Raw genomic sequence first — 17683 nt, forward strand, 5'->3', positions numbered from 1 at the left:
CCGCGCGCTCCCCGCACGGGCGAGGCCAGGCGTGCGCCCGCACGCCGGGGGGGCGGTGCCCGGCCGCCAGCGCTCAGCCGTGGTCGAATCCGAAAATGCGTGACGAATTGCCGGAAAGGGCGCTCCCCCTGCCGGATCCGTGCACGGCGCCGCGCAGCCCGGTTGCTACAACTGTGCCCAGGGAGATGGCGCCATAGTCGGCAAACTTAAATGTGATGGGCATCACAGAAATGTTTGCATTGTGTTATTGTCGTCACAGTTTTAGGAGCCTGACCAACGGGTCCAGGGACGCATGCAGTTGCCACGGAGCCGGCAGACACGCCCAGTGAGGGGGCCTGCGGATCCGGGAGAACGTCCCCGGCCACCCACTGACCAGCGGTCCCCCAGCGGGGCCGACGACGGGGAATTCAACATGTGGCAGTCGACGACGTCGCGCATCCGCGCGGGCGGTGAATCCGTTCATCCCGAGAAGACCGCACGCCGCCGCGGCGGCCGGCTGCTGGCCGCCGGCCTGCTGCTGCTGCTCGCCGCGGTGTCGCCCTCGCTGGCCTGGGCCGCGGCCTATGCCACCGGTGGCAGCAGCCCCTACCGCAACACGGTGTTGTGGTTGACCTGGGGTGGCGGCTCGGAGCTGGGCACGCCCGGGGTCACGCTCAACAACGGTGACACCTCGTCGATCTCGATGCCGGTGGCCGCCGGCGTCAATCTGGAGGTGAGCTGCAGCCTGGCCAACATCGGCGGTGGCGGCGCGCTGCAGAGCTACCGGCCCGGCGCCTTCAGCGGCGACAGCCTGGACGATCTGTACAACGTCGGCGGCAGCGGCGGCAGCAACCGCCTGATCGCCGGCATCGTCCGCAATGGCGGCGCCTCCACGTTCGAGATCAACTGCGTATCGACCCTGGGCGGCGCGCCCTACCGCCTGCGCGGCGTGGTGATGGCCGACGCCGAGTCGATCAACAACAGCGGCGAGTTCGTCGAGGCCAGTGCGCTCGGCACCTGGAACGTGGTCGAGATGCGCAAGAACCTCGGCGCCGGCCCCTACAACGTCACCAAGTCCAGCAGCGGCGCCAACAGCGTGGTGCGCTTCGGGCCCGGCAACGACAACAACACCGCCGCGGTCACCTTCCTCAACTTCGACGACGCCGCGCACGCGCCGGGCAACCTGGCCGTCAACATGGGGTTCTCGATCCGTGGTTCCGGCGCCACCGCCATCGCCATCGGCCTGCTGGTGCCGTATGCCGACTTCGGCGACGCACCGGCCAGCTACGGCGACGCCATGCATGTGGTGGACGATCTGCAGTTCCGCCCGGACGGGCTGGCGGTGAACGGCACCGCCACCAACATCAACACCGCCACCTATGCGCCGGGTGGCCTGGCACCGCCGCTGACCGACTTCCTCGGCACCGTGGGCCCGGATACCGAGCAGAAGAGCAGCTACAGCGCCGATGCCAAGGGCGATGACAATTTCCCGGCCGGCAATCCCAACGAAGAAAACGCCTGGCCTGCCAGCTACCGGCTGACGGTGATGCAGGCCGGTACCCAGATCAGCCAGCCGGTGGCCTGCGTGGGCAACGGCAGTGTGGCCGGCTGGATCGACTTCAACCGCAATGGCACGTTCGATGCGGGCGAGCGCAGTACCACCGCCGCCTGCAGCGGTGGCCAGGCCAGCCTGAGCTGGACCGTGCCGAGCCAGGTGAGTGCCGGCACCAGCTACGTGCGCCTGCGCTATGCCACCAACCCGGCGCAGATCCAGCAGCCGACCGGCGTGGCTGACGATGGTGAAGTGGAAGATCACCTGATCACCATCACCGCGCCCGCGCTGAAGGTGGTCAAGGACAACAACGCCACCGCAGGTATCTGGAACTACGGGCAGGCCGGTACCCAGTACACGTTGACGGTAAGCAACACCAGCGATGTACCGACCGGCAATCCGCCGAACGTGCCGGCAGGGGTGATCACCGTGCGCGACCAGCTGCCCACCGGCATCGTGCCGGCCTGGACCGGCAGCCACAGCAGCGGCACATGGAGCTGTACCGCCAGCGGGCAGGCGCTGACCTGCACCAGCAGCCAGGTGCTGGCCGCGGCCGGCAGCGCCGGCGACAGCAGTGCATTCACCGTGCCGGTCACGGTAACCGCGGCGGCGACCGGACTGCTGCGCAACCATGCCAGCGTCGGCGGCGGCTACGATCCGTTCAATGGCGGCAACCCGCCGGCACCCGGCGAGGGCTGCACCGACGCCAACCACTGCGCGCGCAGTGACGTGACGGTACCCGGCACGCGCGTGGGCTATGCCAAGCGCGCCAATACTGCCGGCCCGGTCGCGGTGGGGGCCACGGTGAGCTACACCGTCGATGTCACCATCGCCGACGGCAACACCCGCGATCTGCTGACCCTGACCGATACCCTTGGCACCGGCCTGGACTTCGCCAGCGTGACCAGTGCCGGTGCGTTCACCTGCAATGCGGCCAACCCGCTGGTGTGCACGCTGCCGGCCGGTACCGTGCCGGGCAGCTACAGCCTGACCTATGCGGCGACCGTCAACGCGCAGGCCAGCGGGCAGGTGGTCAATACCGTGGTCGGTACCAGTACCGACACGCCGACCTGCAGCAGCACCTGCACCACGACCACGCCGGTGGCGGCGCCGCGGATTTCGGTGTCCAAGGCCAGTGCCACGGCCGGCCCGGTCGCAGTGGGCGACAGCGTGGCCTACACGGTGAGCGTGACCGTGGCCGATGCGCGCACCACGGCGCCGACCACGCTGACCGATACGCTGGGCACCGGCCTGGACTTCGGCAGCCTGAGCAATGCCGGGGGTTTCAGCTGCGTGCCGGGCAACCCGCTGGTGTGCACGCTGCCGGCTGGCACCGTGCCGGGCACCTATGCGTTCTCCTACACCGGCATCGTCAACGCCCAGGCCAGCGGCCAGGTGCGCAACGCGGTGGTGCCCAGCGGCCCGGACAACCCGGCCTGCGTCGGCAGCTGCGATACCAGCACGCCGCTGGCCACGCCCCTGGTGAGCTATGCCAAGCAGGTGTCGACCGGCGGCCCGGTGCGGGTCGGTGACAGCATCGGCTACACGCTGAGCGTGACCGTAGCGCGTTCGCGCACCACCGATGCGGTGACCCTGACCGATACCCTGGGCAGCGGCCTGGACTTCGGCAGCGTGACCAGCGCCGGCGCCTTCACCTGCAACGCGGCCAACCCGCTGGTGTGCACCTTGCCCGCAGGTACCGTGCCGGGCACCTACAGCCTGGCCTATACCGCCACGGTCAATGCGCAGGCCAGTGGCACCGTGCGCAATGCGGTGCTGGGCACCGGCACCGATACGCCGACCTGCACCGCCAACTGCGATACCACCACGCCGGTGGCCACCCCGGGCGTGAGCTATGCCAAGGCGGTCAACAGCACCGGCCCGGTGTCGGTGGGCGACAGCCTGACCTACACCCTGACCACGGTGGTGACCAACTCGCGGACCACCGACGTGGTGACGTTGACCGACACGCTGGGCAACGGCCTGGATTTCGGTACCGTAACCAGCGCCGGTGCGTATACCTGCACCGGCGCCAACCCGCTGGTGTGCACGCTGCCGGCCGGTACCGCACCGGGCAGCTACAGCCTGTCCTACACCGCGGTGGTCAATGCCCAGGCCAGTGGCCAGGTGACCAATGCCGTGCTGGGCAGTGGCGGCGACACGCCGGGCTGCACGGCCAACTGCGATACCACCACGCCGGTGACCGGCAGCGCGATCGACTACCGCAAGACCTCGGCGGCTGCCGGTGCGGTCAAGGTCGGCGACAGCATCGCCTATACGCTGACCGCAGTGGTCAGCCACTCGCGTACCACGGCGGTGTTCAACCTGACCGATACGATGGGCGCGGGCCTGGATTTCGGTGCGGTCACCGCCGCCACCGGTTTCAGCTGCAACGCGGCCAATCCGCTGCTGTGCACCCTGCCGGCGGGTACCGTGCCCGGCACCTACACGGTGAACTACACCGCCACGGTCAACGCCCAGGCCAAGGGCAGCGTCAGCAACGCCGTGCTCGGCAGTGGCACCGGCACCAACACCTGCACCACCGACTGCACCACCACCACCCCGGTGCTGGCGGCAACGGTGACCTATCGCAAGAGCTCCAGCACGGTTGCGCCGGTCAGCATCGGCGATGCCGTGGACTACAGCGTGGAGGTGGTGGTCGCCAATTCGCAGACCACCGATGCGGTCACCCTGACCGATACGCTCGGTACCGGCCTGGCGTTGCAGGCGGTGACGCAGCCGGGACCGTTCACGTGCAACGGCAGCAATCCGCTGGTGTGCACACTGCCGGCCGCGACCGTGCCGGGAACCTACACGCTCGGCTACCGCGCGCTGGTGACCGCGGAGGCGACCGGCAGCGTGCGCAATGCGGTGCTCGGCGGCGGCGGTGACACCCCCAGCTGCAGCGGCACCTGCACCACCGAGCACGCACTGGCCGAGCCGCGCGTGGTGCTGCAGAAGAAGTCCGGCCCGGCCAGCGGCAGTGAGGTGCGCCCGGGCGACCGCCTGGACTACACCCTGCAGGCCAGCATCGAACGCGCCGCGCTGCGCCAGCCGCTGCAGCTGGTGGATACCCCCGATGCCGGGCTGACCATCGATGCGCTGCCGGCAGGCTGCGCACGGCAGGGCGCGGACATCGTCTGCACGCTGCCGGCCGGAACGCCGGTGGGTGTGCACACCTTCGTCTATCCGGCCATCGTCAACCAGGAAGCACGCACCGAGGTGTTCAACCGCCTGCGCGGGCAGTACCCCGATGGTGCGCCGCCGCCGGAGTGCGGCACCTGCGAGACCCGGCACAAGGTGATCTCCGATTTCGCGCTGCGCATCACCAAGTCCGCCAGCCCGCGCAGGGTCAAGGTGGGTGACCTGGTGCGCTATCAGCTGGTGGTGGAGAACGTGGGCAGCAGCCACTGGCGTGACGGCGTGGTGGTCGACACGCCGCCGCCGGGCTTCAGCTACGTGGACGGCTCGATGCGGGTGGCCGATGACGATGCGGCATTCTCGCTGGGTGGTAGCCAGAGCCCGCTGCGCATCGGCGCAGTGGATATCGCCGTGGGCCGCACTGCCACCATCAGCTACCTGTTGCGCGTGGGTGCAGGCGTGCGCGCCGGCACCCACATCAACCAGGCGGTCGCCACCGGCACCGACGGCAGCCCGCTGTCGAACGTGGCCACGGCGGAAGTGGGCATGGATGCCGACCCGCTGCTGGAAGACAGCCTGGTGTTCGGTACCGTGTTCGATGATCGCGACGGCGATGGCTGGCAGGACAGTGCCGAGCTGACCGGCGTGCGCGTGCAGGGTGGTTTTGCCGCCGCCGCCTATGTTCCCGGTTCGACCACGCTGGACCGGGGCGATGGTCCGCAGCCGCTGGCCGATGCCAGCGCACCGCTGCTGCACGGCGTGCAGGTCGGCGTGGTGCATGGCCGTGCCTCCACCTCGGATACCGCGGACACCCACCAGGTGGTGATCCGCCAGCGGCTGCGCGAGCTGGCGTTCACCGATGACTTCGTGCTGCAGAGCGCACAGGGGCATCGCCTGCAGCTGGATGCGCAGGGCGCGTCCAGCCTGCGTCACAGTGGCGAGGCGGCCAAGGGCCTGACCGCGGCCGAGCCGGCCGTGCATCGCGAGATCGCGCGGGTGGCCGACGGCTACGAGGTGGCCTATGTGATCCGCAACCAGGGCATCCAGGAACAGGGGATCCCCGGGGTGCGACTGGCCACGGTGGAAGGCCTGCTGATCGAGACCGATCCGTTCGGCCGCTACCACCTGGCCGATGTGCACGGGGGCGATGCGCGCCTGGGCCGCAACTTCATCGTCAAGCTGGATCCGGCGACGGTGCCGGCCGGCGCCGCACTGACCACCGAGAATCCGCTGCTGCGCCGGGTCACCCAGGGTGTGCCGACCCGCTTCAGCTTCGGCGTGCGCCTGCCGCCGTCACCGCAGGCAGCCGCGGAGCGTGCCGAACTGGCACTGGGTGAAGTGCTGTTCGCCGCCGGCAGCAGCGAGCTGCGTGCGGGCTACCGACCGGTGCTGGCGAAGATGGCCGAGGTGGTGGACCGCTACCAGGGCGGTGATGTGGTGATTCTCGCCAACGGCGAAAGCCAGGCATTGGCCTTCGCGCGTGCGGTGGCCGTGCGTGATGCGCTGCAGGAAGCGGTGGCCGAGGGATCGCGCGCCGGCCTGACGGTGCAGCTGCGCACCGACGTGGCTGATCCGCATTCGCTGCTGGCCGGCGTGGATGCGGGCGGGGCGCTGCTCGGCAACGTGCTGTTCGACACCGACAAGGCGGTGGTCCGCGAGGAGTTCAAGCCGCTGCTGGCCGCCATCGCCGCGCGCCTGGAAGCGCTGGGCGGTGGCCAGGTCAGCCTGGTCGGCCATACCGACGTGCGTGGCAGCCACGCCTACAACCAGGCGCTGGGCCTGCGCCGCGCCAGTGCCGTGTTCGAGGCGCTGCGCAGCCAGCTCAGCCCCGCCGTGCAGCAACGCCTGCGTGTGCGCAACGAGGAGACCGCCGCCACCCGTGCGGCGGCCCGTCAACAGGAGGCCCGCCGATGAGCGCCCGTCACTCTGCCGCACGGCGTTGCAGCCGCCTTCCGCGCGCGGCGCTGTACCAGGCGTTGCTGCTGGGCATCGCCGCGTCCGCGCAGGCCGCACCGCCTGCCGGTACCACGCCGGAGCATGCCCTGCCGATCGCCTGCGATGGCAGCCAGTGCAGTGCTGACGGCGATCTGCTGTTCACCCTGCGCTCGCGCAGTTACGACGAACCGGTGACCGACGGTACCTCCGCCCGTTCGTCGTCGCAGGTGTTGCAGCCGGACCGCCGCGTCAGCGTCGCGCTGGACGAGCCGGGCAGGGCGACCGTCAGTGGCGGGTTCATGATCCGCCTGCCCGAAGGCGGCGCGATCTGGGCCACGGAAGACCCGGCGATGGGCCAGCCCGAGCTGTCGATCTCGGCACCGGCGATGGTGGCCTTCGACGACGGACGCATCGTGCGTCCGGTCGACTTCTTCGTGCGTGGCAACTACACCGCCTTCATCAGCCGGCTGGAAGTCAGCATCTACCGCGACAGCGACAGCGACCGCGTCGCTGCGCTGGCCCGTTTCGAGCTGCCGGTGGCGGCGGTCGGGCAGGGCAGCTGGGACGGCAGCCTGCCGGCCTCCACGCCGCTGCGGCGCGGTGACCGCCTGGTCTACGTGCTGCGGGCCTACGATGCCGAAGGCAACGTGGATGAAACCTCGGCGCAGTCGATGCAGCTGGTCACGCCGGCCGAGGTCGAGCGCGGCAACCAGCAGCTGCGCGACGCGCTGGAAGGCCGCCGCGGCACCGCGGTGGATGCCGGCCAGGCCGCATCGCTGTCGCTGCTGGAGCAGGTATTCGACAGCAACGGCCTGCGCCAGCAGAACATCCCGGTGCACGGTTCGCGCGTGCGCCTGCGTGGACGCGACCTGCCGCTTGGCGCGGCGCTGAAGATCAACGGCGAAAGCTATCCGCTGGACCAGGACCGCAAGTTCGCCGCCGAATACCTGATGCCGATCGGCCACCACGCCTTCGACGTACGGGTGGAACGGCCGGATGCACCGGTGATCGCGCGGACGCTGCAGGTGGACGTCAGTGGCCGTTACCTGTTCGGGGTCGGCCTGGCCGACGTCACCGTGTACCAGAACAAGGCCAGCGGCGCCGGCCGCGACATCGCCCGCGGCGAACGCGATGACGATGTGCTCAGTGACGGGCGGTTGGCGTTCTACCTGAAGGCCAAGACCCGCGGCCGCTATCTGCTGACCGCGCAGGCCGATACCCAGAACCGGCCGCTGGACGAACTGTTCAGCGGATTCACCACGGCCGATCCGCAGGATCTGTTCCGCAGCCTGGACCCCGATCTGTACTACCCGACCTATGGCGACGATTCGCTGACCCAGCGTGACGTCGATACCATGGGCCGCTTCTACCTGCGCATGGACTGGGACAAGAACCAGGCGCTGTGGGGCAACTACAACACCGGCCTGAGCGGCACCGAGTATGCGCAGTACGTGCGTTCGCTGTACGGCGCAGCGGTGTCGTGGCGGTCGCGCGCGGCCAATGCGTGGGGCGACGCGCAGACCGAGCTGCGGCTGTTCGGCGCGCAGGCCGAGACCGCGCCCGGCCACAGCGAGTTCATCGGTACCGGCGGCAGCCTGTACTACCTGCGCCACGCCAGCATCCTGCGGGGCTCGGACCAGGTGGTGCTGGAGATCCGTGACCGCACCACCGGGCGCGTGGAGCAGCGCGTAGCGCTGGTGCGCGGCGCCGACTACGAGATCGACGCGCTGCAGGGCCGCATCCTGCTGACCCGGCCGCTGGCCCAGGTCAGCCGCGAGAACCTGCGCCGGATCAGCCGCGACGTGCCGCTGGATGGCTACGAGCAGCGCCTGATCGTCGATTACGAATGGGTACCGACCGGCTTCGACAGCGATGACATCACCGCGGGCCTGCGCGGCAAGCACTGGTTCGGCGACCACGTGGCGGTGGGCGCCACCTACGTGGACGAACAGCGGGCCGGTCAGGACTACACCCTGAAGGGCGCCGACCTGACCCTGCAGGCCGGGCGCGGCACCTACCTGAAGGTGGAGCACAGCCGCAGCGAAGCGACCAGTGCCCCGGTGTTCTTCTCCGACAACGGCGGCCTGAGTTTCTCCCGGCTCAATCCGGACGGGCCGCGCGAAGGCGAGGCCAGCGCCGTGGAGGCACGGGTGAACCTGCGCGAACTGGGCTGGACCCAGCGCGACTGGAGCGCGGGCGCGTGGTGGCGGCAGGTCGATGGCGGGTATTCGGTGGGCCGCTTCGACAATGGCCAGCGCGTGCGCGAGCAGGGCGCTGAACTGCTGGGCTACCTCACCGACGATCTCAGCCTGTATGCCCGCTACAGCGAAGCGCGGCGCGGCAGTGAATCGCTGATCCAGGCGCAGGCCACCGCTGAATGGCGCATCGGCGACAACGATCGCCTGTCGGCCGAGCTGCGCCGTGTGCAGGAGGACCGTGGCATCGGCAGCGTGGCGGGGGTGCTGGCGGCGGCGCGCTATACCCATCGCATCGGCACGGCCCTGGATCTCTATGGCGGCGGCCAGCTGACCGTCGACGACGACCACGGTCGCTACGCCGACAACGATGCAGTGGTCGGCGGCGGCACCTACACCTTCGCCAACCAGTCCACGGTCGGCGCGGAGCTGAGCGATGGCGACCGCGGCAGTGCCGCACAGGTCAATGCGGAGTACAAGCTGACCCCGCAGCACAGCTTCTACGGCGCCTTCACCCAGTCCATCGACCGCAGCGAGTACGACCCGCTGTTCAGCCCGAACGCGCAGGACGGCTGGACGCTGGGCCAGCGCTGGCGGCTGTCGGACCAGGTCAACGTGTTCAACGAAAGCCAGTTCCTCAAGTCCGGGCAGGAATCGGGGCTGGCGCACACCTTCGGCATGGACTTCTACCCGGCCGTGGGCTGGAACGCCGGTTTTACCCTCAGCGACGGCACCCTGGACGCCAGCAGCGGCCAGGTCGATCGCAAGGCGGTCAGCCTGTCGGCAGGCCGGACGTCGCCGGGCACCGATTGGCAGAGCAAGCTGGAGTGGCGCCGTGATACCGGTGCCGAGCGCCGCACGCAGTGGGTCAGCACCAACCGTCTCAGCCATCGGCTCAACGACAGCTGGCGGATCGCGGCGCGCTTCAACTACGCCGACACCGACGATGCGATCAACCCGGTGGCCGGGGCACGCTTCATCGAGGCCAATCTCGGCTTCGCCTACCGCCCGTGGGACAACGATCGCTGGGCGTTGTTCGGTCGCTACAGCTATCTGTATGACCTGTCGACCCTGGGCCAGGTCAACGGCGTGGACTACGACCAGCGCACCCAGGTGCTGTCGCTGGAGGGTGTCTACCGCATCGACCCGCGCTGGGAAGTGGCGGCCAAGCTGGCGCGCCGCGAGGGGGAGGTGCGCTACGGGCGCGGCAGCGGCCCGTGGTTCGATTCAGCGACCACGTTCGCTGCGGCGCAGCTGCGCTACGACCTGTTCTACCAGTGGCATGGCCTGCTGGAGCATCGCCTGCTGGATGTCCGCGACGGCGGCCGCCGGCAGGGCTGGCTGGCAGGTGTGGACCGCGATGTCGGCCGCAACTTCCGGGTCGGCGTGGGCTACAACTTCACTGACTTCAGCGATGACCTGACCCGGTTCGACTACACCCATCGCGGTTGGTACCTGAACCTGGTCGGTCGCTATTGAGCGACCGGACCGCCGCGGGTGCCGGGCGTGCCCGGCCCCGCCTCATGCCTGCTTCAGCAGCTCCATCAGCTGGCGCAGGCGGTAGGGCTTGGGCAGGAATTCCACCTGCTCCGGCAGCGGCGGCAGCTGCGAGCGTGCATAGCCGGACGAGAGGATCATCCGCGCCTGCGGCTGGTCGCGCGCCACATGCTCGCTCAGCTCGATGCCCGACATGCCGTTGGGCATGCTGATATCGCTGAATACCACATCGAAGCGGGTATCGCCCTTCAGCAGGGCCACCGCTTCGTGACCATCGCCGGTGGTCGCCACCTCGATGCCGAAATCGCGCAGGGCCAGGCCGATCATCTCGCGCAGATCGTCCTGGTCCTCCACCATCAATACGCGGATGGGATCATCGGTCATGGTCTGTGGTCTCCGTGGCGGGTAGCAGCAGGCTGACCGTGGTGCCGACACCGGGCGTGGTGGACACGTCGACGAAGCCGCCGCTCTGGGTGGTGAATCCGAACACCTGGCTCAGGCCCAGGCCGCTGCCCTTGCCGATGTCCTTGGTGGTGAAGAAGGGTTCGGTCGCGCGTTCGGCCACGTCCGGTGCCATGCCGTGGCCCTCATCGCAGACGCTCAGGGTGACATAGCCCCGTTGCTGGGCGATGTCGGCGTCGGGGTCCAGGCGGTGCTCCAGCGCGGTGGCGATCAGCACGCGACCGCCGTCAAGGGTCGCTTCCACGGCATTGGCGACCAGGTTGGCCAGTGCCGTCTGCAACTGTACCGCGTCGGTGGACAGCATGGGCAGGCCCGGGGCCAGCGCGGTTTCCAGGCTGATCCCGGCCGGGCAGGCGGCCTGCAGGCCCGGCAGCCACTGGCCGATGCGCTGGTTGAGATCCAGCGGCTCGCGGATCAGGGTCTGGCCGGTGCTGAATGCCAGCAGCTGCCGGGTCAGCAGCGCGCCACGGTCACTGGCCGCCTGCGCGGTGGCCAGCAGGGCATTGGCCCGGGCATCGTCGCCCATCCGCGCCGACAGCAGGTCCAGCGCATTGCCGATGGTGGTCAGCAGGTTGTTGAATTCATGGGCCAGGCCGCGGCTGAGCTGGCCGACCGTTTCGAACTGCTGGGTCTGGCGCAGCGCCCGTTGCGCATCCCGGAGCAGCCGTTGCGCCTGCCAGTGCTCGGTGATGTCGCGGGTGATCTTGACGAAGCCCAGCAGCTGACCGTTCTCGACCACCGGTTCGATCACCACGCTGGCGCGGAACGACGAACCGTCACGGCGGACCCGCCAGCCCTCGGCTGCGTGGTGACCATTCTGCGCGGCCAGCTGCAGCAGGCGCTGGGGTTCGCCGGCATCGCGGTCGGCGGGCAGGTAGAAGCGACCGAAATGGGTGCCGATCACTTCGTCCGCGCGGTAGCCCTTGATGCGCTCGGCGCCTGGGTTCCAGCTGCAGACGATGCCGTCGGGATCAAGCAGATACAGCGCATGATCGCGCACGCTGTCGATCAGCAATCGGAGCTGTCGGGAAGGGTCCGTCAGCACGGACGGCGTCGAAGCGGCAGCGACCACGATGGAATGCGTATTACCCCGGTAAGGGACGAGACCGTAGGCAGTGAAGTGTGAAGAAGGTGTGCATGCCGCGCCTGTGCCATTCGTCGTATGCGGCTGAATGCGACAGGGAGTACCATCACCCACCTTTTCTCCCTGGAGCCGACCTGCATGCACGCTGGTACGACCACACGCGATCGCTGGATCTGGATGGTTTCGACGGTACTGGTGGCTGCGACCGCGGCGATGGAGCTGGTCGTGCCGCTGGGCTATGCGGTCTGGCTGGCCTATTTCATGGCGGTCGGGGTGACCGTGTTCCAGCGCAGCACCCGCGTGCCGTTCCTGGTGGCCGGGGTGGCCTGCGTGCTGCTGGCGGTGGGCTACAACGTGGCCCCGGCCAGTTCCAACTCAGCGTTCTCCTTCGTCAACCGCAGCATCGGTGGCACCGCGTTCCTGATGATCGCGCTGATCGTGTCGCGCGCGATCCAGGCGCGGCGCCAGGCGATGCGCGCGCTGTGGCTGCAGGAAGCGGAGAACGCCGTGGCGATGAGCCTGCGCGGTGAACTGGGGCCGGAACAGGTGGCCGAGGCGGCCGCTGCGTCGCTGGCCCTGCAGCTGCAGGCCGAAGTGGCGGCGGTCTATCGCCTGGAAGGCGGGCGCCTGCAGCTGACCGGTGGCCTGGCGATGCCGGCCGGCATGCCGGCGGCGCTGGCGTTGCAGGACGGCATGCCGGGGCAGGTGGCCCGTGACCAGCGGGTGCGCCACCTGCTTGCTGACGAGGCCGCCGTGCTGGAAGTCGAGTCCAGCCTGGGCCGGGTACCGGTACGCGAGCGTATTCTCGCGCCGATCAGCAGCGATGGGGCTGCGGTGGGCGTGATCGAGCTGGGCCGGGTGGCCGCGGGCATCGACCCGTCGCTCGACGACGAACTGCTGGAGCGCTGCGCCGATACCATCGGCATTGCGCTGCGCACCGCACTGCTGCGTGCGCAGCTGGTGGTGCTGCTGGAGGAATCGCAGCGCCAGGGCGAGGAGCTGCAGGCACAGCAGGAAGAACTGCGGGTGGCCAACGAGGAACTGGAAGAGCAGAGCCGCAGCCTGCTGCAGTCGCAGACCCATCTGGAACAGCAGCAGGCCGAGCTGGAACAGAGCAACGTGCAGCTGGAAGAGCGCACCCATGAACTGGAGGCGCAGAAGCAGGCGCTGCTGGTGGCGCAGGGGCAGCTGGTCCGCAACAGCAACGAACTGGCCGCCACCTCGCGCTACAAGTCCGAGTTCCTGGCCAACATGTCGCATGAACTGCGCACGCCGCTGAACAGCTCGCTGATCCTGTCCAAGCTGCTGGCCGACAACAAGGACGGCACCCTGACCGAAGAACAGGTCAAGTACGCCCGCGCGATCCTGTCGTCGAACAATGACCTGCTGGCCCTGATCAACGACATCCTCGACCTGTCCCGCATCGAAGCCGGACACGTCGAACTGGCCGACGAAGTGGTCGTGGTCGACAGCGTGCTGCAGCGGCTGCAGGAAACCTTCGAGCCGATGGCACGGCAGAAGGGCCTGGCCCTGCAGATCGATGCCGACGCGCTGGCGCCGAGCCAGCTGGTGGCAGACAGCCAGCGCCTGCAGCAGATCCTGAAGAACCTGCTGGCCAATGCGCTGAAGTTCACCGAACACGGCAAGGTCAGCCTGCAGGTACGTGCCGGCGGCCACGGTCGCATCCGTTTCGAAGTCTGCGATTCGGGCATCGGCATCGCCCGCGACCAGCTGCAGGTGATCTTCGAGGCGTTCCGCCAGGCCGATGGCAGCACCCGCCGCCGCTATGGCGGCACCGGGCTGGGCCTGTCGATCTCGCGTGACCTCGCCGTGCGCATGGGCGGCGACATCCAGGTGGACAGCGAGCCCGGCCGCGGCAGCTGCTTCATCCTGGAGCTGCCATTGGCCGGCGCGCCGGAAGCTGCGGTGCCGGCAGAGGCCACCGTGGATGCACCGGCGGTGCGGGTGGCGCCGCCGCCGGCCGCACCCGTCGCCGCACCGGCGCCACGCCCGGCGGCCGTCGCCGGCACCGGGGTGCAGGATGACCGCGGCCGTCGGCAGCGCGCCGGGCGGTTGATCCTGGCCGTGGAAGACGATGCTGCGTTCGCCGAAGCGCTGGTGGTGCTGGCCCACGAGATGGAATTCGACTGCGTGGTCGCCACAACCGCCGAGGAGGCACTGGCACTGGCCGTCGAACTGCGGCCCAACGGCATCCTGCTGGACATCGGCCTGCCCGACGTGTCCGGCCTGAGCGTGCTGGAACGGCTGAAGCGCAATCCCGACACCCGCCACATTCCGGTGCACGTGGTCTCGGCGATGGACCGTGGGCAGGTGGCGCGTGAGCTGGGTGCGATCGGGTTTGCGATCAAGCCGACCACGCGCGAACGCCTGGTGGCCGCCATCGAACAACTGGAGCAGACCAGCCAGCGCGACGTGCGCCGCCTGCTGATCGTGGAGGACGACAACGACCTGCGCCGCAACCTGGAGCTGCTGCTGGGGCGTGACCAGCTGCAGATCATCGCGGTGGGCACGCTCGCCGCGGCGCTGGAGCAGCTAAGCAGCGTCACCTTCGACTGCATGGTGATGGACCTGTCGCTGCCCGACGGCAGCGGCTACGATCTGCTCGAACACATGGCCGGTAACGATGACGTGGGCTTCCCGCCGGTCATCGTCTATACCGGCCGCGCGCTCAGCCGCGAGGAAGAGCAGCGCCTGCGCCGCTACTCCAAGAGCATCATCATCAAGGGCGCCCGCTCACCCGAACGCCTGCTGGACGAAGTGACCCTGTTCCTACACAGCGTCGAGGCGAACCTGCCCAGCGACCAGCAGCGGCTGCTGCGTGAAGCGCGCCGCCGCGACACCGTACTCGATGGCCGTACCGTGCTGCTGGCCGAGGACGATGTGCGCAACATCTTCGCGCTGTCCAGCGTTCTGGAACCGCTGGGCGTCACCCTGGAGATCGCGCGCAATGGCCAGGAAGCCCTGGACCGGCTGGCACAGCGCGAGGTCGATCTGGTGCTGATGGACATCATGATGCCGGAGAAGGACGGCCTGACCGCGATGCGCGAGATCCGCGAGCAGCGCCACCTGCAGGACCTGCCGATCATCGCGCTGACCGCCAAGGCGATGCCCGATGACCGCGAGCGCTGCCTGCAGGCCGGTGCCAACGACTACATCGCCAAGCCGATCGATGTCGACAAGCTGGTCTCGCTGTGCCGCGTGTGGTGCTCGCGGCAATGAACGAGCAGGCGCTGTTCGACCTGGAGCTGAAGGTGCTGCTGGAAGCGCTGTACCAGCGCTACCACTACGACTTCCGCAGCTATGCGGTGTCCTCGCTGCGCCGGCGCATCCGCCAGGCGATGCAGCGCTACGAGTGCGAGCGGCTGGCCGACCTGCAGCACCGGCTGCTGCATGAGCCGGAGCTGTTCGCCCAGGCCATGCAGTTCTTCACCGTGCAGGTGTCGGAAATGTTCCGTGACCCGGGCTACTTCCGCCAGCTGCGCGAGACGGTGCTGCCGGTGCTGCGCACCTATCCGTCGGTGAAGCTGTGGGTGGCCGGCTGCAGTACCGGCGAAGAGGTGTGGTCGCTGGCGATCCTGTTGCACGAGGAAGGCCTGCTCGAACGCAGCATCGTCTACGCCACCGACATCAACCCGGCCGCGCTGGCGACCGCCGAGGCCGGTGCCTATGGCATCGACCGCCTGGCGCAGTTCAGCCGCAACTACCTGCAGGCCGGCGGCACCGGATCGTTGTCCGATTACTATTCCACCGCCTACGACGGCGCGGTGTTCGACCGCCAGCTGCGCCGCAACGTGGTCTTCGCCGACCACAGCCTGGCCACCGATACCGTGTTCTCCGAAGTGCACCTGGTGTCCTGCCGCAATGTGCTGATCTACTTCAACCGCGACCTGCAGGACCGCGCCGTCGGCCTGTTCCGCGAGGCGCTGGTGCACCGCGGCTTCCTTGGCCTGGGCAGCAAGGAATCGCTGCAGTTCGGCCAGCACCACGATGCGTTCGAGGTCTGCTCGCGCGAACACCGGGTGTACCGGAAGGTGGCCTGATGGACGCCGCTGCGCTGCCGTCGCTGCTGGTGGTGGGCGCCTCTGCCGGCGGCGTGGCGGCGCTGCAGGCGGTGCTGGGCGCGTTGCCGGCCAAGCTGCCGGTGCCGGTGCTGGTGGTGCTGCACCTGCCGCGCGACCGCAGCAGCCGCATCGCCGAGGTGCTGGCGCCGTACTGTGCGCTGCAGGTGCGCGAGGCCGAGGACAAGCAACCGCTGCAGCCCGGGACGATCAGCTTCGCGCCGCCCGATTACCACCTGCTGGTGGAAGACGCGCAGGCGGTGGCGCTGTCGCTGGATGCGCCGGTGCTGTACTCGCGCCCGGCGATCGATCCGCTGTTCGAATCGGCGGCCGCCGTGTTTGGTCCGCGCGTGCTGGCGCTGCTGCTGACCGGCGCCAGCAGCGATGGCAGTGAAGGCGTGGCAGCCGTACGTGCCGCGGGTGGCCGCGCCTGGCTGCAATGCCCCGACGAGGCCGAGGCATCGCTGATGCCTGCGTCCGCCCTGCAGCACGCCGGCGCCGATGCCGTGCTGCCCCTTGAATTGATGTGCCGTCGTCTGAAGGAGTTGTTTGCATGAACCTGCTGCCACCGGACCCTGCCCAGGCGCAGTCCCCGGTCAACCTGCTGATCGTCGATGACGTGCCGCAGAACCTGGTGGCCATGCAGGCGCTGCTGCGCCGCGAGGGGGTCAACCTGCTGCTGGCCGGTTCCGGCGCACAGGCGCTGGAGCTGCTGCTGGAGCATGAAGTGGCGCTGGCGCTGCTGGATGTGCACATGCCGGAGATCGATGGCTTCACGCTGGCCGAACTCATGCGTGGCTCGCAGCGCAGCCGCGACGTGCCGATCATCTTCCTGACCGCTTCGCCGGATGATCCGGTGCGCGTGTTCAAGGGCTACGAAAGCGGCGCGGTCGACTTCCTGCACAAGCCGGTGGCGCCGCAGGTGATCCTGAGCAAGGTCAACGTGTTCATCGAGCTTTACCAGCAGCGGCAGCTGCTGAAGGCGCGCAACGAGGCGCTGGAGCGAGCGCTCAAGCTCAACGAAACCATGGCCGCGGTGCTCACCCACGACCTGCGCACGCCGTTGTCGGCGATCCTGCTGTGCGCCGACAAGCTGAGCCTGGAGCTGCCGCCCGGCAATCCGGGTGCGCAGCAGACCCTGAAGTACCTGGAAGCCAGCACGATGCGGATGGCACGCATGGTCGAACAGCTGCTGGACTTCTCGCGCATCCGCAGCGGCGGCCTGCGCCTGCAGACCGCAGCCTGCGATCTGGCCGAGGTGACCCGCGCAGTGCTGACCGAAGCCACCGGCGTCGACGGTGGCGGGCGCATCGCCTTCGATGTGACCGGCGATGCCTGCCTGCACGGCGATATGGACCGGCTGGGGCAGATCGCTGCGAACCTGGTGGGCAATGCACTGACCCACGGCGGCGCCGATGGCGTGGCGGTGCAGGTCGATGGCACCGATGCGCGCACGGTGGCACTGCGGGTGCGCAACCCAGGGCAGATCGACGCAGCGCTGCTGCCGCGCCTGTTCGAGCCGTTCAAGGCCAGCTTCCACCAGAGCAAGGGGCTGGGCCTTGGCCTGTACATCGTCGACCAGTTCGTGCGCGCGCACGGCGGACGGCTGAGCGCGCGCAACGAGGACGGCCAGGTGGTGTTCGAAGCGTTGCTGCCGCGTCGTGGCGACGCCCGTGCGGCCGTTTCCTGAATTCTTCAGCCAGTACCGGCACAGTGTGAGACGGACTCGTCCGCAACTGTTACCGTGCTCGCTCACGTT

At 68.9% G+C, this 17683-nt stretch carries 8 protein-coding genes; 6 read left to right on the top strand and 2 right to left on the bottom strand.

Going from position 1 to position 17683, the window contains the following annotated elements; translation table 11 throughout:
- Window positions 1-412: 412 nt before the first annotated feature.
- Entirely contained in the window at window positions 413-6586 is a 6174-nt protein-coding gene (locus tag Q5Z10_RS10105) for a CshA/CshB family fibrillar adhesin-related protein (RefSeq protein WP_303638946.1), read from the top strand.
- On the top strand, window positions 6583-10281 hold the full coding sequence (locus Q5Z10_RS10110) for a TonB-dependent receptor (protein WP_303638947.1): 3699 nt from the start codon (window positions 6583-6585) through the stop codon (window positions 10279-10281). The genes Q5Z10_RS10105 and Q5Z10_RS10110 overlap by 4 nt, the downstream gene beginning before the upstream one ends.
- A 42-nt stretch (window positions 10282-10323) precedes the next feature.
- Here the strand turns inward: Q5Z10_RS10110 and Q5Z10_RS10115 are convergent, their stop codons facing one another.
- Both Q5Z10_RS10115 and Q5Z10_RS10120 read right to left on the bottom strand, forming a co-directional pair.
- Complete coding sequence (locus Q5Z10_RS10115; protein ID WP_303638948.1) at window positions 10324-10683, bottom strand: response regulator; 360 nt, start codon at window positions 10681-10683, stop codon at window positions 10324-10326.
- Entirely contained in the window at window positions 10673-11833 is a 1161-nt protein-coding gene (locus tag Q5Z10_RS10120; RefSeq protein ID WP_440138089.1) for a two-component system sensor histidine kinase NtrB, read from the bottom strand. The genes Q5Z10_RS10115 and Q5Z10_RS10120 overlap by 11 nt, the downstream gene beginning before the upstream one ends.
- A gap of 150 nt (window positions 11834-11983) precedes the next feature.
- On the opposite strand from Q5Z10_RS10120, the gene Q5Z10_RS10125 reads away from it, so the two are divergent.
- Genes Q5Z10_RS10125 through Q5Z10_RS10140 form a run of 4 tightly spaced genes read left to right on the top strand, consistent with a single transcriptional unit; the run spans window position 11984 to window position 17614 of the window.
- Window positions 11984-15085, top strand: coding sequence for a response regulator (locus Q5Z10_RS10125; RefSeq protein ID WP_303638949.1), 3102 nt, complete (start codon window positions 11984-11986; stop codon window positions 15083-15085).
- Window positions 15082-15906: a CheR family methyltransferase gene (locus tag Q5Z10_RS10130; RefSeq protein ID WP_303638950.1), complete on the top strand. Its 825-nt coding sequence runs from the start codon at window positions 15082-15084 to the stop codon at window positions 15904-15906. The genes Q5Z10_RS10125 and Q5Z10_RS10130 overlap by 4 nt, the downstream gene beginning before the upstream one ends.
- Window positions 15906-16481 carry a chemotaxis protein CheB gene (locus Q5Z10_RS10135; RefSeq protein WP_303638951.1) on the top strand — a complete coding sequence of 192 codons (576 nt, stop codon included), beginning with the start codon at window positions 15906-15908 and terminating at the stop codon, window positions 16479-16481. Before Q5Z10_RS10130 ends, Q5Z10_RS10135 begins: the two co-directional genes overlap by 1 nt.
- Entirely contained in the window at window positions 16478-17614 is a 1137-nt protein-coding gene (locus Q5Z10_RS10140) for a hybrid sensor histidine kinase/response regulator (RefSeq protein WP_303638952.1), read from the top strand. The genes Q5Z10_RS10135 and Q5Z10_RS10140 overlap by 4 nt, the downstream gene beginning before the upstream one ends.
- Window positions 17615-17683: the final 69 nt, after the last annotated feature.

The organism is Stenotrophomonas sp. 704A1, from assembly GCF_030549525.1.
In the GTDB taxonomy this organism is placed as follows: Bacteria; Pseudomonadota; Gammaproteobacteria; order Xanthomonadales; family Xanthomonadaceae; genus Stenotrophomonas; species Stenotrophomonas tuberculopleuritidis.

Bases quoted from the DNA above. Each gene is read 5' to 3' on its own strand.
- Q5Z10_RS10105 (WP_303638946.1), top strand. From the start codon at position 413: ATGTGGCAGTCGACGACGTCGCGCATCCGCGCGGGCGGTGAATCCGTT.
- Q5Z10_RS10110 (WP_303638947.1), top strand. From the start codon at position 6,583: ATGAGCGCCCGTCACTCTGCCGCACGGCGTTGCAGCCGCCTTCCGCGC.
- Q5Z10_RS10115 (WP_303638948.1), bottom strand. From the start codon at position 10,683: ATGACCGATGATCCCATCCGCGTATTGATGGTGGAGGACCAGGACGAT.
- Q5Z10_RS10125 (WP_303638949.1), top strand. From the start codon at position 11,984: ATGCACGCTGGTACGACCACACGCGATCGCTGGATCTGGATGGTTTCG.
- Q5Z10_RS10130 (WP_303638950.1), top strand. From the start codon at position 15,082: ATGAACGAGCAGGCGCTGTTCGACCTGGAGCTGAAGGTGCTGCTGGAA.
- Q5Z10_RS10135 (WP_303638951.1), top strand. From the start codon at position 15,906: ATGGACGCCGCTGCGCTGCCGTCGCTGCTGGTGGTGGGCGCCTCTGCC.
- Q5Z10_RS10140 (WP_303638952.1), top strand. From the start codon at position 16,478: ATGAACCTGCTGCCACCGGACCCTGCCCAGGCGCAGTCCCCGGTCAAC.